Consider the following 15,205-nt stretch of genomic DNA (forward strand, 5'->3'; position numbering starts at 1 on the left):
GCCGCCCGGGGCCGGGCGACTCGCCCGGGCCGGAACCGGGGACTTGCCGGACCCGGCCTCAGTCGTCGTCGAGGCTGGCGCGCTCGCGCTCGGCGGTGCGCTCGACGAACTCCTCGGGGAGCGCGTCGACCTCGCCGACCTGGACGCTCCAGAGGTTCGCGTACAGCCCGTCGGCCTCCAGCAGGTCCTCGTGGGACCCCTGCTCGACGACCTTCCCGTCGTCCATGACGAGGATCTGGTCGGCGTCCCGGACCGTCGACAGCCGGTGGGCGATGGCGAAGGTCGTCCGCTCGGCCGTCAACGACTCCAGCGACTGCTGGATCAGCACCTCCGTCTCGTTGTCGACGTGGCTGGTCGCCTCGTCGAGGACGAGGATCTCCGGGTCTTCGAGGATCGCCCGCGCGATGGCGATGCGCTGGCGCTGACCGCCGGAGAGTTTCACCCCGCGCTCGCCGACGGTCGTCTCGATGCCGTCGGGGAGGTCGGAGACGAACTCCATCGCGCCGGCCATCCCCAGCGCTTCGATGATCTCGTCGTCGCTCGCCTCCAGCCCGTAGGCGACGTTCTCCTCGATGGTGCCGTGGAAGAGATAGGGCTCCTGGCTGACGTAGCCGACGTGGCTCCGCAGGCTGGACAGCGACAGCTCCCGCACGTCCGTCCCGTCGATCCGGATGGTCCCCTCGTGGGGGTCGTACAGCCGCATCAGCAGCTTCAGGAGGGTGGTCTTGCCCGCGCCCGTGGGTCCGACCAGGCCGACGAAGTCGCCGGGCTCGGCCGTGAAGGTCACGTCCTCGACGGAGTTCTCGTCGGCCTCAGGGTAGCGGAAACGCACGTCCTCGTACTCGACCAGCCCGTCGACGCCGTCCAGGTCGATAGCGTCGTCGTCCTCGTGGATCGTCCCGGGGTCGTTCATCAGGCCGACGACGCGCTCGGCCGCGGCGAACGCGTAGCGGTAGTTGTTGACGACGTTGCCGAACTGCCGCATCGGCCAGAGGAACCGACGGGACCACAAAAGCATCGTCGTCAGGGTCCCGAGCTGGAGCGTCCCCGAGAACGGGCCGGGCGCGCCGAAGAGGAGCCAGTAGCCGCCGACGAGGAAGGTGACGACGTAGCCGAAGCCGGTGATGATCCGCAGCGAGGGGAAGAACTTGATCCGCGTCGAGATGGCGTCCCAGTTGGCGTCGAGGTAGTCCTCGGAGGCGGACTCGACGCGGTCCCGTTCGAAGCCCTCGCGGCCGTAGGACTTGACGACCTCGATGCCGCCGATGTTGTTCTCCAGCCGGGAGTTCAGCGCGCCCACCGAGCTACGGACGCGGCCGTACTTCGGGCCGATCCGCTGGACGAACACGTAACTCGCGACGGCGAGGACCGGGATGGAGAGGAGGGCGACGACGGCCAGCTGGGCGTTGAGCCACACCATCAGCGCGCCGGTGCCGACGACGAGGACGCCGATGCGGATGCCGGCGTTGAGGTCGTTCGTGAGGAAACTTTCGAGCTGGTTCACGTCGTTGTTGAGGATGGACATGATCTCCCCGGTCTGCTTGGAGTCGAAGAAGCTCATGTCCAGCCGCTGGACCACGTCGTAGGTGTCGACGCGCACCTCGTGCTGGAGGTGCTGGGCGAAGCGGTTCCACGCCCAGGAGTTGACCCAGTTCAGCGTCGCCGTCAGCACGTAGATGCCCGCCACGAGCCCGACGGCGAACCAGAACTGCCCCTCCGTCCCCTCGGGGATGGCCGACTGGGGGACCAGCGGCAGCCGGAACGGCTGGGTGCCCGCGAACAGCGAGTCGATGGCGATCCCGAGTATCAGCGCCGGGATCAGCTCGAAGAACCGAGCGACGATACTCGCCACCGCCCCGAGCGCGAACTCGCCCTTGTAGCCGCGCCCGTACTCCGTGAATATCCGCCACATCGGCCGCTCGGCCGACTCACGGAGGTCCTCGAACGCGTCGGCGTCGTCGTTCCCGCCGGAGAAACCCCATGACATAGCACCGCATAGCGACTGCCTCCTTAAATAACTAACTCTCGTGTTAGTCGCGAGGGTCGTCCGCTCCGTCCCGTCCCCTCGCGTTCGGACCTTCCAGCGGCGCGGAAGATTTTTGCCCGCGGCCGGTAACACGTGGGTATGGCTTCGGAGGTGGACGTTCAGGGTGACACGCACGACGCGATCATGGGTGCGACCTACCACGCGCTGTGCAAGCACGGCTACGCCCACCTCACGATGCAGGACATCGCCGACGAGTTCGACAAGAGCCGGTCGCTGCTGCACTACCACTACGACACCAAAGAGGAGCTAATGTTGGTCTTCCTCGACCGCGTCATCGGCTGGATCGGCAACCGGCTGGCCGAGTCCGACACCGAGGAGCCGCTCGCGCGCCTCGAGGAGTTCATCGACAAGTTCGTCATCGAACCCGGCGAGGAGCAGCGGGAGACGTTCGCGCTCGCGATCCTCCAGTTGCGCGTCCAGGCCGCCCACAACGAGGAGTTCCGCGAGAAGCTCGACGCCCACTACCGCGAGAACGCGGCGGTCGTCGCCGGGATCATCGAGGACGGCGTCGAGGCGGACGTGTTCCGCGAGGCCGTCGACCCCGAGTGGGTCGGCCAGAGCATCTACACCTCGATGGCCGGCGCCCGGATGTTCCAGGTGACGATGGGCGACGAGACCGCCACGCTCCGGATGCGCGACGCGGTCGCCGAGTTCGCCGTCGACCAGCTGATCGCCGACGGCCGGAGCGTCTCGGCGTACGCCGGCGGCGACTTCAGCCGCCGCGACTGATCCGCTACCGGACCGGCGACAGCTCCGTCCTCGGTCCCACCGTCCACCGGCCCCCGACTCGCCGTCGAAACCGTCAGGACCCCGCGGGCCGAGTTCCCGACCATGAGACGCGCCAGCCTCGACTTCGAGGGGTTCTTCGACGTGCGCGAGACCACCGAGGACGCCCAGGCCGCCCAGATGACGCTCTCGCCCGGCCAGTCGACCGGCGGCCCCGACAACCGCCACCCCGACAGCGACCAGTGGCTCTACGTCGTCTCGGGGTCCGGCCGCGCCACCGTCGACGGCGAAAACGTGCGCTTCGAGGCCGGTGACCTGCTCGTCATCGAGGCCGGCGAGACCCACGAGATCGAGAACGACGGCGACGAGCCCCTGGAGACGCTGAACCTCTACGTGCCCCCGATCTACTGAGCCGGACGATCTCGGCGATCGCGCTGCGCCGACCGGCCTGCCGGTCGACTCCTGGGTTCCGCGACCGGCAGGGTCAAACGGCGACGGCCGCAAACCCGGACCATGCCAGTCGACGACCTCCCCCGGCTCGGACTGGGAACCTACTCCGACGACGACCGCGAGCAGTGGCGCGAGAACGTCCGGACCGCCCTCGACGTGGGCTTTCGCCACGTCGACACCGCACAGGTCTACGAGAACGAGGAGTACGTCGGCCAGGGACTCGCCGACAGCGACGTGGCCCGCGACGACGTGTGGCTCTCGACGAAGACGGTCCACCACGACGTGCCGCCCGAACCCGAACAGGTCCCCGAGGCGATCGACGGCTGCCTCGACCGGCTCGGCGTCGACTACGTCGACCTGCTGTACGTCCACTGGCCGTCGGGCGTCTACGACCACGAGGAAGTCCTGCCGGCGTTCGACGCCGCCTACGAGGCCGGGAAGGCGCGGAACGTCGGGCTGTCGAACTTCACGCCCGAGCTCCTGGACGAGGCCCGCGCGGTGCTGGACGCCCCACTCTTCGCCCACCAGGTCGAGATGCACCCGCTGCTCCCCCAGCGGGAACTCGTCGAGCACGCCCAGGAGCACGACTACTGGCTGGTGGCGTACTCGCCGCTGGGGAAGGGCGCGGCGCTGGACGTGCCGGAGATAGAGCAGGTCGCCGAGAAACACGACGCGACGCCGGCGCAGGTCAGCCTCGCGTGGGTGCTCTCCCACGACAACGTCGCCGCCATCCCGAAGGCCAGCAGCCGCGAGCACATGGCACAGAACCTCGCCGCAGGGGACCTCGAACTGGACGAGGAAGATATCGATCTGATCGACTCGATCGACGAGCGCCACCGGGAGATCGACCCCGACCACGGGCCCTGGAACTGGTGAGCGCGGGTCGTCCATTCCTCGGCGGCCGCGTCGACGACCGGCCGTGGCAGTTGCGGCTCCGCCCCTCTCGGGCGGTCGTGCGCGACACGGCCAGACGGCCCGAACCACTACGTCGGGGCGGCCCCATCTCGGAGCCATGACAGCCGAGCCGTTCGTCGTGGTCGGCGGCGACGCCGCCGGACTGAGCGCCGCGAGCAAGTGCAAACGGGAGGATCCCGACCGCGAGGTGGTCGTCTTCGAGCGGGGGCCGTGGGTCTCCTACGCCCACTGCGGGACGCCCTACTACGTGAAAGGCGAGGTCGAAGACCTGACCGACCTGCTGTCGCTGTCGCCCGAGGACATCGACGAGCGGGGGATCGACCTCCACCGCGAGCACGAGGTGACTGGGATCGACACCGACGAGCGGACCGTGACCGTCCGCGGTCCTGACGGGGGCCGCCGGGAACAGCCCTACGGCGACCTGCTGGTCGCCACCGGCGCCAGCGCGCTGACCGACCCGGTCGACGGCACCGGCCTGGCCGGCGTCTGCTCGCTGCACGGCATGGACGACGCGGCGGCGATCCGCGCTGCGCTCGAACCCGCGGGCGAGGCGACCGTCGAGTCGCTGGGCGGCGGCGACTTCCTCGACCCGTCGGTGATCGCGCCGTACGCCGACTGGGAGCCGCCGGAGACCGTCGCCGTCGTCGGCGGCGGCTACGTCGGCGTCGAGATGGCCGAGGCGTTCGCCGCCCGCGACCTCGACGTACACGTCTTCCAGCGGAGCGAGCACCTCCTCGACCCCTTCGGCGAGGCCGTCGCCGAGCGCGTCGAGGCCGAACTGCGCGACCGCGGCGTCACGCTCCACCTCGGCGAGACCGTCGAACGGCTGGCGGGCGACGGGCGCGTCGAGCGCCTCGAGTGCGCCGGCGGCACCGCCCTCGATATCGACCTGGCACTCGTGGGCGTGGGGATCCGGCCGAACGTCGGCCTCGTCGCCGACACGGCGGTCGAACTCGGCGACTCGGGCGCGATCGCCGTCGACGATTACGGGCGCACGGCCGTCGAGGGCGTCTACGCCGCCGGCGACTGCGCGGAGGCGCGCCACGCCGTCACCGGGGAGTTCGACTGGGTGCCGCTCGGGCTGACGGCCAACCGCGCGGGTCGCGCGATCGGGGGGACCGTCGCCGGCGACCCGAAGCCGGCCGGCGACCCGAAACCGACCGGCGACGTCGCCGGGACGGCCGTCGTCAAGGCCTTCGACCAGGAGTGCGGCCGGACGGGGATCGTCGACCACGAGCGGGCCGAGGAGGCCGGCTTCGACCCCGTCAGCGAGACGATCACCGACCTGTCGCGGTCGAGTTACTACCCCGGCGCGGCCGAGACGGTCGTGACGCTGACGGCCGACCGCGAGACGGGGCGGCTGCTCGGCGGTACCATCGTTGGCACCGACCGCGCGGCCGTCCGGATCGACACCATCGCGACCGCGCTAGAGGCCGACCTCACGGTCCCGGAGGTCGAGACCCTCGACCTGGGCTACGCGCCCCCGTTCTCCCCCGTCTGGGACCCCGTGCTGACGGCGGCGAAGGTACTGAACGGGTCGCTCGACGAGGGCGACGACTGAGGGGAGGAAACCCGTTCCTCCCGTCAGTCCGCGCCGCTCGCGGCCTCGTCGCTCGCGTCGCCCGGGGCGGCGTCCGCACCCGGTTTTGCCGCCTCGGCGATCGCGTCGAAGTCGTAGGTGACGCCGGTCATCTCCTCGGAGAGGGCCCAGAGCCGTTCGGCGCGGTCGGTGTCGTACGAGCGGTCGCTGGAGCGCTGGGGCTCGGGGTGGCCGCGCATGTCGAACAGCCCGCCGGGGCCGACGTAGGCCCCGCCGTCGACGCCCGGTTCCGTCGCGGCGAAGATTAGCGGGAGCGCCCCCATCTCGGCGGACTGGCCGAGAACCGCGTTCATCGCCCGCATCGCGTACAGCTTCACCGTCGACCCCTCCTCCTTCGGGCCGCGCGCCTGCAGCGAGGTGTCGGCGTAGCCGGGGTGGCAGGCCGCCGAGATCGTGTCCTCGACGCCCGCGGCGGAGAGGCGGCGCTGGAGTTCGTAGGCGAACAGGAGGTTCGCCAGCTTCGACTGGCCGTAGGCCTCCCACTTGCCGTACGACTCCTCGTGGTTGATGTCCGCGAAGTCGATCTCCCCGCCCTGGTGGGCACCGCTGGAGTGGGTGACGACCCGCGTCTCGCCCGGCGTGGCGACGACCCTGTCGAGGAGGCGGCCCGTCAGCGCGAAGTGGCCGAGGTGGTTGACGCCGAACTGTGTCTCGAAGCCGTCGGCCGTCTCCGAGCGCGGGATCGCCATCACGCCGGCGTTGTTGCAGAGGACGTGCAACGCGTCGTAATCGGCCAGGAAGCCCTCGGCGAACGACGCCACCGAGTCGAGGTCGGCCAGGTCGCACTCGCGCACGTCGAGGGGGTCGCCGTCGAGCCGTTCCGCCTCGCGGATCTCGGCGGCCGCCCGCTCGCCGCGGTCGACGCTGCGGCAGGCCATCACCACGGTCGCGCCCTTCCGGGCGAAGACGCGCGTCGCCTCGTAGCCCAGGCCGCTGTTGGCCCCGGTGACGACGAACGTCTGTCCCGACAGGTCCGGCACGTCGGCGGCGGTCCAGTTGCTCATACTCGACGTTCGGGCGCCGCCTACTCAAGCCCGGCGCCAAACGAGTCGTACGTTCGGTTGTAACTGTTTGCCGGTGGTTCGCCGAGCGGTCCGGCGAACCCCGGAAATAATTTACAACCGACCGTATCAGGTGGGCCGAAGCAGGCGGCGGCGACGCCACCCGTTCGGCAGTCCGTCGTCAGTCGGTGCGCTCGGCGGGCGTCTCGGCCGGGTCACCGACGACCCGGACGGTCGTCAGCAGGGCGACGATGCCGACCGTGAGGGCCGCGCCGAAGACGAACGGCGACCAGTAGACGACGAGGGCGTACAGCGCCGTCATGACCGGCGGGCCGACCGTCCGCCCGAGGCTGCCCGCCCCCTGCGTGACGCCGAAGGCCCCGCCCTGCCGGTCGGCGCTCGTCGCCAGCGACACCAGCGTCGTCAGCGAGACGTTCAGCAGGCTGTTGCCGAGCGACAGCAGCGTCAGCGCGCCCAGCAGCGCGACCACCCGCGGCCCGAATCCGAATATCGCCCGCTGGCCGAGCAGCGCCCGGCCGATCTCGGGGGAGAAAGGGAACGCGGCGAGCGCGACGACCAGCAGCGCGGCGCCGGCGACGGCGAGCCGTCGGGCGGGGACGACCCGGGAGAGCCGGCCGACGACGACGCCCTGGTTGACCACCGCGAGCGCGCCGACGTAGGTCAGCAGCAGTCCCGCCTGGGAGGCGTCGTAGCCGTACACGTCCGCGACGTAGGGGATGAACGCCACCTGGATCCCGGAGAAGGCGACCGAGGCGACGAGGAAGGCGCCGACGAGCGGCCGGAGCGTGGCGTCGCGGGCGGCCTCGACGAACTGGCCGACGATCCGCGGCGGACCGGCCGTCCGTGCCTGGCGCTCGGGTTCGGGCAGGAACGCCCACGTCCCGAGGAAGGCGAGGAAGCTCAGGACGGCCGCGCCGAAGCTCGGCAGCGAGAACCGCGTCGCCGGGACGAACGCCGGGAACACGCTCGCCGCACCGGCGACGACGCCGTCGCTCGCCAGCACCGATCCGAGCGCGGGCCCGAAGACGAACCCCAGGCCGAAGGCGGCGCCGACCAGCCCGAGCGCGCCCGCCCGACGGTCGGCCGGGGTCACGTCCGTGATGTACGCCTGGGCGGTGGCGATGTTGCCGCCCATCGCGCCGGCGAGCATCCGCGCGAGAAAGAGCGTCGCCAGCGCCGCGGTCGTGCCCGCGACCACTTCGACCTCGCCGCCCAGGCCGAAGACGGTCCAGGCGACGGTGTTGGCCAGCAGCGAGAGCATGAGTATCGGCCGCCGGCCGCGGGCGTCCGAGAGCTGTCCCAGCAGCGGCGCGGAGACGAACTGCATCAGCGAGTAGGAGGCCGCGAGCAGGCCGTACACCACGTCCGTCCCGCCCAGGTCGCGCACGTAGAAGGGGAGGATCGGGACGACGATCCCGAACCCGAGCAGGTCGACGAAGACGACGGCGAGGACGGCGACCAGCGCCCGCCGCCGCCCGGCGACCGACGCCCCGACCGCGCGAGGGTCCTGCACGCCGGCCCGTTCGGCCCGCGAGCGGGAATAGCTAGGGTCGCCCCCGACAGGTTCCGTCGGTCCCCGGCACCCGACGCCGTCAGTTCCCGACCCGGCCCGTCAGTCCTCGCGGGCGTCGGCGACTGTCTCGGCCAGATCGCGGGTCGCGGCCTCGGGGTCGTCGGCGCGGGTGATCGCCGTGATGACCGCGACACCGTCGGCGCCCGCCTCGACGACCGGCGCGGCGTTGTCCGACGTGATCCCGCCGATCCCGACCACCGGGATGTCGACGGCGGCGGCGATCTCGCCGACGCGCTCGGGGCCGATCTCGTGCTCGTCGTCGTCGATGTCGTCCTTCGAGCCGGTGGCGTAGACGGCGCCGACGCCGAGGTAGTCCGCGCCGGCCTTCTCGGCGCGGCGGGCGTCCTCGACGAACGACACCGACCGACCGATCAGGGCGTCGTCCCCCAGTCGCTCGCGGGCCACCTCGACGGGCAGGTCGTCGTCGCCGAGGTGGACCCCGTCGGCGTCGACCGCCGCGGCGAGGTCCACCCGGTCGTTGACGACGAACGTCACCCCGGCCTCGCGGGTGAGCTCCCGGAGCTTGCGGCCCTCGTGGTAGCGCTCGCGGGCGCTCCGGTCCTTCTCGCGCAGTTGCACCACGTCGACGCCGCCGGCGATAGCCGCCTCGACGACCGCGCGCGTCGTTCGGTTCCCCGAGAGACTCTCCTGCGTGACGAGATACACGCCCCAGTCGGTCATTGCCCGAGCGTTCGTGTCCACGAACCTGTTGCTTTCGGATCAGATATCCGACCGGGGCCCCACACCGAAGACGTTCGTCCCCATCGTCGGCCGGTGTCGGACTCCTTTTGCCGGTTCCGGCCGAAGCGCCGCCATGGACGTGATCGGGGACCTGGTCGCGCGCGACCGGCGGAGCGACGACCTCGCGGTCCGGACCGACAGCCGCGCCGGCTCGTACAGCTACGAGAAGTGCTGCACGAACGCCTGGAAGACGGGCAACATCCTGCGCCACTACGGGGTCCGCGGCGGCGCGACCGTCGCCGTCGACCCCGGCGACTCGCTCACGCCGCCCCCGCTGCTGGCCCTCCTCGGTGCGGGCCTCCTCGGCGCGACGACCCGCTTCGACCCCGGCGAGTCGCCCTCGGCGAAGGCGCTGGTCGTCCCCGCCGCTCGCGCCGACGCCTACGACCCCGACCCCGGCACCAAGACGTTCGTCTACGGCGACGTACCGGACGACCCCGAGTTCGCCCACTTCGAGGCGGAGATGTGGAGCGAGAACCCGACCGCGCCCCCGGACCGCGTCGACCCGGCCGACACGGCCCTCGCCGCCGGCGACCGCGAGTTCACCCACGAGCGGCTCCTGTCGGCTTCGGAGGGGATCGTCGACGAGTACGGCCTCGCCGCCGACGACGAGGTCGCGGTCCGGGCGCCGCTGGCCGACCCCGGAACCGTCGTCGCGGGCGTGCTCGCGCCGGTCGCCGCGGGCGCGACGGTGCTCGTCGACCGCGAGTCGACCGGGACCGTCGCCGTCGCGAGCGGCGACGCAGCGGAGAACGCCCCGGAACCCGCCGTCGTCGACCCCGCCGACGTGCTGTAGATACTCTCGGTGAAAAACACCGGAAAAACGCGGATATGAGGGTTCCTACTCTCCTTTCGGCCGGATGAAGTCGGCGAGCGCGACGGTCGTGCCGAGCAGCCACCCGAGCGGGACGGAGATGCCGATCCAGATGAGGACGTAGGCGAACTCGGTCATGTCGAACTTCTCGACGACGTAGTCGCGGAGGCCGACCGGTTCGAGGACCGACTGGCGGACGAACTCGGCGATCTGGTCGGCGTAGACGATGCTGAACTGGGCCACGTCCTCGGAGACGAGCGCGGCGACGACCGGCGGCAGGAAGATGGCCGTCATCCCGAACGGGTACGCGAAGACGACCGTGGTGACCCGGCCGCCGACCGCCCGGAAGAACACGGCCAGCGCCGCCGAGACGACGGCGACGACGCTGGCGGCGATGATGGCGTTGGCCGCCTGGTTCGAGTAGTCCAGCCGGAACTCCACCAGCGCCGAGAGCCCGCCCCACACGAGGACCGCGAGGAGAATGACGCCGACCGCGCCGAGTTTCTCCACGGACACGTCGACCTTCCGGGCGTGGAAGCGGACGACGACGCCGAACAGGGCCAGCGGGTACAGCACCGCGACGACGAGCGCCCCCAGCGCCGCCCACGCGTTGTAGGTCACTTTCTCCCGGGTGGTCTCCGGTTGCCACTTCCCCAGCACGGTGTCGCCCGCACCGCGCTGGCGTGGGTAGAGCAACTCCATCCAGGTCTCGTGGAACTTGTTCAGGTCGAAGCGGACCGCTTCGACGACCCCCTGCCGGTTCCCGACTGACATGTTCCCGACTTTGGCAGCGCCCTGTATACCTCTTCTGTTGCCCGCCGACGGCCGTCGCTGTTTCACCGTCGACAGGTCCTCTCGACGACAGGATCGGCGGTTCCGAGGACCGGGTGCAGCCCGGCACCAGCCCGGGACAGCGGGGGCCCTCAGCGGGCCGAAACGGCGGGCCGGTCGGTTGCCCGGGCGACGGAACGGGCCCGAAAGACCTCCCGCTCAGTCCCAGGCGTCGGGGGCGAAGCTGGTGTGGACCTGCCGGTCGGTCCGGTCGATGGCGTCGATGGTCGCCACGTCCTCCTCGTCCAGTTCGAGGCCGAGGCTCTCCCAGTTGTCGCGGATGTGGGCCTCGCTGGTGGCCTTCGGGATGGCCGTCACGCCCTTCTCGCGGAGCCAGGCGAGCGACACCTGCGCCTCGCTGACGCCGTGTTTCTCCGCGACCTCCGACAGTTCGGGCACGTCGAAGACGGCGCCGCGGGCCAGCGGCGAGTACCCGACGAGTTCGATGTCCGTCCCCGCCACGTACTCGCGGAGCTCTTCCTGGGGGAGCAGCGGGTGACACTCCACCTGGTTGGCGAACGGCGGCTCGTCGAGCACCTCGCGGGCCTCGTCGAGGTGGTGGGGCTCGAAGTTCGAGACGCCGATGCGGTCGACCAGCCCGCGCGATTTCAGCTCCTCGAAGGCGGGCAGGGTCTCCCCGGCGTCGTAGGTGCGCGAGGGCCAGTGGACGTACAGCAGGTCGACGCTGTCGACGCCGAGTTTGTCGAGGCTCTCCTCCGTGGTCTCGACCACGCCGTCGCGGTCGAGGTGGTCGATCCACACCTTCGTCGCGAGGAAGACCTCCTCGCGGGGCACGTCCGCCGCGGCGATGCCGTCGCCGACGGCCGACTCGTTACCGTAGACCTGGGCGGTGTCGACGTGACGATACCCCATCTCCAGCGCCGTGCGGACGCTCTCGGCGCACTGCTCGGGGTTCTCGTTTTGCCACGTCCCGAGCCCGAAGGTCGGCATCCCGTCGACGCGCGAGACGCTCGCCGGAGACTGGTTTCCCTGAGACATACCCGATCCTCGGGACGAACGACCAATAGGGGTTGCGACTCCGGAACGCGCGCTCTACTCCTCGTCGTCGGTCGCGTCGCCGTCCGCGTCGTCCGCCCCGGACTCCTCGGTCGCGTCGGCACCATCGGACTCCTCGGTCGCGTCGGCACCATCGGACTCCTCGGTCGCGTCGCTACCCCCGGACTGCTCGGTCGCGTCGGCACCATCGGACTCCTCGGTCGCGTCGCTACCCCCGGACTCGCCGGTCGCTTCGGCGGCAGTCCCACCGCCGGTCTCGGATTCGGCTGCTCCGGATTCGGCGGTTTCGTCGGCCTCCGATCCGTCGTCCGTCGTCTCGCCGGCCCCGGTGTCGTCGGTCCCGGTGTCCGCCGCGTCGTCGGCGACTTCCGTCGGCTCGCCGCCGGGGCTCTCGACGACGGTCTGGGCGGTCTGGACCTCCTCGGTCCCTTCGGTGTCGGGCTCGGTCGTTTCGACGCCGCTCCCGCCGCCGTCCCCGTCGTCGCCGTCACCGCCGCTGTCGTGGGACGAAGCGTCCGCGTCGCCGCCGGCGCCCTCGTCGTCGCCGGCGAGGAACCGGTTGTAGAGCACGCCGGCGCTCCCGATCGCGAGGATGGCCGCGCCGACGCCGATGACCGCCGGCGAGAGCCCGCCGCCACCGCCGTCGCCGGCCGTCGTCGCGGTCCCGCCGTCGCCGTCGTCTCCGGTCGCCGTACCCGGGTCTCCCGACGGCGTCGCCGTCGGTGTGGCGGTCGCCGTGGCGCCGCCCCCCGCGTCGGTACCGGGTTCGTCGGTCGGCGTCGGGGTGAACGTCGGCGTCGAGTCGTCGGTCGGGGTCGGCGTCGGCGAGGGCGTCGGGCTGGGCGTCGGCGAGGGCGTCGCCGTGGCGACCGCCGCGCCGCCGACCTTCACGCCCCAGCCGGCGGCGGGTCCGCCGGCCGAGTCGGCCGTGCTCCCGACGCAGACCATCCCCTCGTCGTCGGTGAGGTGGAACGCGGAGAACTCGCTGGAGCCCGACCCGTAGGTGCTGGTCCACCTGGTCTCGCCGTCGATGCCGAGGTTGGCGGCGAAGCCCCGGGCGTCGACGCCGTCGCCGTTCGTGGCCGTCTCGCCGGCGACGTAGTACTCCAGGTAGCCGCCGGTGACGCTCCGCAACACGGTGTAGGCGTCGGACTCGATGCGGGTCCCCCACCGCTTGCCGCCGTCGGCGTTGACCTCCAGCGCCCAGCCCTGCCGGTCGTTGGTCTGCGGGTCGAAGGCGTTGGCGCCGACGGCGACGAACCCGTTGCGCGTCTCCGCCACGTCGTAGAGGACGTTGTAGTCGTCGTAGGAGTTGATCGCGTCGTCGGACTGCTTCTTGAACCGCTGGGAGAACACCTGGCTCCCCCCGTCGTTGAGCTTGACGATCCACCCCGCGGTGTCGTCCGCCGTGTCGTCGGTCTCGCCGACCGCGACGTAGCCGCCCTCCTCGGCGGCGACGACCCCGTGGAGCTGGTTGCGGCTGCCGGGCCCGATGGTCTCGGACCAGTCGATCGACTGGTCGGGGTTCATCCGGACGACCCACGCGTCGTCGAACCGGTCGGTCCACCCCGCGAAGACGAACCGACCCTGTTCGTCGACCGTGACGCCTCGCACCGTGTCGGTCCGCTCCGACCTGACGTTGAACACCCGTCGCCACTGCTCGGTCCCCTCGCCGTCGACGCCGACGGCGAATGCACCCTGCTGGCTCGACCCCTCCTCGTGGGTGTGGCCGGCGACGACGTACCCGTCGCCGACGGGCGCCACGTCGAACCCCCTCGTGACGGCGCGTTCGGCGACGGTCGTCTCCCAGTCGATCCGGCCGCCGGCGGTCAGCCTGGCGAGCCAGATCGCCTCGGCGGCCTCGCCCTCAGAAGGCTCGGTCGTCCCCGCGACGACGAACCCGCCGTCGCCCGCCGGCACGACGGCGTTCGCCTCCGCGGGCGCCCCCCTGTCGTAGGTCCGGTCCCAGCGGGTCGGCGGCACTTCCTGCCGACGGTTCGACTCCGCGGCCGCGCCGCCGGCCGAGCCGCTCGCGGCCAGCGCCCCCGCGCCGACGAGACAGCACCCCTTGACGAATCGTCGCCTGCTCGGTTCCCGTTCCATGCCCGACGACGCGACCGGGAGCGGTAAAATCCTGTCGGCTTTTCGAGGGACTCTCGTGAACCACGGGCGGGCGCCGCCGTCACCTCGCCGCGACCGCCGCCGTCACGGGACCGGGGTCGGGTCAGCTCCCCAGCCGCTCGCGGGCGAACCGCGCGAGCAGCGGGATGTCGTCGAGGTGGATCAGGTTCCGCATCGCCAGGCGGTTCCCGCTGTTGACCTTCGCGAGCGTGTCCCCGTCGGCCTCCCGCAGGTCGGCCATCAGCCGGTCGTAGCGCTCGTTGGGCGCCAGATACAGCAGCTCGGTCATCAGCAGGCGCGTGTTCATCTTCGGCGCCACGTCGCTGTGCCAGAGCCTGTTGTAGATGGCCATCTCCTCGGCGGCGGTGTCGACCGTCCCGGTCAGCGCCCGGTCGGCCGTCGCCGCCGCCGCCCGCGCCGAGAGCATCCCCTTGTGGATGCCCTCGCCCCACAGCGGGTCGATGGTCGGGACGGTGTCGCCGATGGCGATGAAGCTGTCGGTGGTCATCTGCCCCGGCTTCTGGATGTGGGCCGACCCGCGGTGTTGCTTGCCCTCCAGCCGCGTCGCGTTCTCGAAGCGGGGGTCGCTCTCCAGCCAGTACTCCAGGTAGTCGTCGATGCCCATCCCCTCCTTGGCGTACTCGCGGTGGCTGTCGTTCTGGATGTAGCAGAGCCCGACCTTCGCCGTGTCCCCGCCGGTGTGGAACAGCCAGGAGTAGCCCCCCGGTGCCAGGTCGTGGTCCAGCCGGAGCATCATCGCGTCGGTGCAGTCGGCGAACTCGGGGTGGTCGGCCTCGACGCCCTCGAACTCGTACTCGACGCCGATGGCCTGGCGGTCGCGCCGGAGGTCGGTGACGCCCAGCTCCTTCGCCAGCGGCGCCGCCGGCCCCGTCGCGTCGATCACGATGTCGGCGTAGACCTCCTTCTGCCCGTCGTAGCGGACGCCCACCGGCTCGCCGTCCTCGACGATGGGTTTCGAGACCCGCGAGTCGAAGCGGTACTCCGCGCCGTTCTCGCGGCCCTCGGCGACGAGCCAGCGCTTGAAGTCGGCGAACTCCAGGACGGCGCCGGGCTGGTCGCGGACGAAGTGGTCGTTCGGCGACTCCAGCACGACCGTCTCGGTGAAGTTCATCACCACCTCGTCGGGGACGTTGAACGACGCCATCATCGAGGGGAACGTGCCGGCGGTCGACTTGTTGCTCTGACGCGGGAACTCGGCCTCGGGTTCCGTCTCCAGCACGAGCACCTCGTGGTCTCTCGCCGCCAGGTCGCGCGCGCACTGCGCTCCGGCGGGTCCGGCACCCGCGATCACCACGTCAAAGCGGTCGCCCATAGACGTTGGTCCGGC

Annotated in this window: 13 protein-coding genes; 5 read left to right on the plus strand and 8 right to left on the minus strand. The window is 71.2% G+C overall.

Annotated features, from left to right (window positions below; translation table 11 throughout):
- Nucleotides 1–58 precede the first annotated feature (58 nt).
- Nucleotides 59–1,987: an ABC transporter ATP-binding protein gene (locus E3328_RS01515; RefSeq protein ID WP_135362865.1), complete on the minus strand. Its 1,929-nt coding sequence runs from the start codon at nt 1,985–1,987 to the stop codon at nt 59–61.
- A gap of 138 nt (nt 1,988–2,125) precedes the next feature.
- Between E3328_RS01515 and E3328_RS01520 the strand changes: the two genes are divergently transcribed.
- The 4 genes from E3328_RS01520 to E3328_RS01535 all read left to right on the plus strand — a co-directional run bounded on the left by E3328_RS01520 (nt 2,126) and on the right by E3328_RS01535 (nt 5,699).
- Nucleotides 2,126–2,776, plus strand: coding sequence for a TetR/AcrR family transcriptional regulator (locus E3328_RS01520; protein ID WP_135362866.1), 651 nt, complete (start codon nt 2,126–2,128; stop codon nt 2,774–2,776).
- Between the two features lie 102 nt (nt 2,777–2,878).
- Nucleotides 2,879–3,184, plus strand: a complete 306-nt coding sequence (locus tag E3328_RS01525) for a cupin domain-containing protein (RefSeq protein ID WP_135362867.1) — start codon at nt 2,879–2,881, stop codon at nt 3,182–3,184.
- Between the two features lie 102 nt (nt 3,185–3,286).
- The gene (locus E3328_RS01530; RefSeq protein ID WP_135362868.1) at nt 3,287–4,099 is read left to right on the plus strand and encodes an aldo/keto reductase; all 813 of its coding nucleotides are present in this window, start codon (nt 3,287–3,289) and stop codon (nt 4,097–4,099) included.
- 136 nt (nt 4,100–4,235) lie between these two features.
- Entirely contained in the window at nt 4,236–5,699 is a 1,464-nt protein-coding gene (locus E3328_RS01535; protein WP_135362869.1) for an FAD-dependent oxidoreductase, read from the plus strand.
- 23 nt (nt 5,700–5,722) lie between these two features.
- On the opposite strand, the gene E3328_RS01540 is transcribed toward E3328_RS01535, so the two are convergent.
- The 3 genes from E3328_RS01540 to thiE all read right to left on the minus strand — a co-directional run bounded on the left by E3328_RS01540 (nt 5,723) and on the right by thiE (nt 9,014).
- Nucleotides 5,723–6,742, minus strand: a complete 1,020-nt coding sequence (locus E3328_RS01540; protein ID WP_135362870.1) for an oxidoreductase — start codon at nt 6,740–6,742, stop codon at nt 5,723–5,725.
- A 178-nt stretch (nt 6,743–6,920) separates the two neighbouring features.
- Nucleotides 6,921–8,273 (minus strand): MFS transporter, encoded by a 1,353-nt coding sequence (locus E3328_RS01545; RefSeq protein WP_135362871.1) that lies wholly within the window; start codon nt 8,271–8,273, stop codon nt 6,921–6,923.
- Between the two features lie 99 nt (nt 8,274–8,372).
- Nucleotides 8,373–9,014: a thiamine phosphate synthase gene (thiE, locus tag E3328_RS01550; protein WP_135362872.1), complete on the minus strand. Its 642-nt coding sequence runs from the start codon at nt 9,012–9,014 to the stop codon at nt 8,373–8,375.
- 133 nt (nt 9,015–9,147) lie between these two features.
- Between thiE and E3328_RS01555 the strand changes: the two genes are divergently transcribed.
- The gene (locus E3328_RS01555; protein WP_135362873.1) at nt 9,148–9,870 is read left to right on the plus strand and encodes an acetyl-CoA synthetase; all 723 of its coding nucleotides are present in this window, start codon (nt 9,148–9,150) and stop codon (nt 9,868–9,870) included.
- Between the two features lie 45 nt (nt 9,871–9,915).
- On the opposite strand, the gene E3328_RS01560 is transcribed toward E3328_RS01555, so the two are convergent.
- From E3328_RS01560 to E3328_RS01575, 4 genes are all read right to left on the minus strand, one after another.
- The gene (locus tag E3328_RS01560; RefSeq protein WP_135362874.1) at nt 9,916–10,662 is read right to left on the minus strand and encodes a hypothetical protein; all 747 of its coding nucleotides are present in this window, start codon (nt 10,660–10,662) and stop codon (nt 9,916–9,918) included.
- 216 nt (nt 10,663–10,878) lie between these two features.
- Entirely contained in the window at nt 10,879–11,718 is an 840-nt protein-coding gene (locus tag E3328_RS01565; protein ID WP_246022855.1) for an aldo/keto reductase, read from the minus strand.
- A gap of 54 nt (nt 11,719–11,772) precedes the next feature.
- Nucleotides 11,773–13,839 carry an ICP22 family protein gene (locus E3328_RS01570; RefSeq protein ID WP_135362875.1) on the minus strand — a complete coding sequence of 689 codons (2,067 nt, stop codon included), beginning with the start codon at nt 13,837–13,839 and terminating at the stop codon, nt 11,773–11,775.
- A gap of 121 nt (nt 13,840–13,960) precedes the next feature.
- Nucleotides 13,961–15,190, minus strand: coding sequence for a digeranylgeranylglycerophospholipid reductase (locus E3328_RS01575; RefSeq protein WP_135362876.1), 1,230 nt, complete (start codon nt 15,188–15,190; stop codon nt 13,961–13,963).
- Nucleotides 15,191–15,205: the final 15 nt, after the last annotated feature.

It is taken from the genome of Halosimplex halophilum, assembly GCF_004698125.1.
Lineage (GTDB): Archaea > Halobacteriota > Halobacteria > Halobacteriales > Haloarculaceae > Halosimplex > Halosimplex halophilum.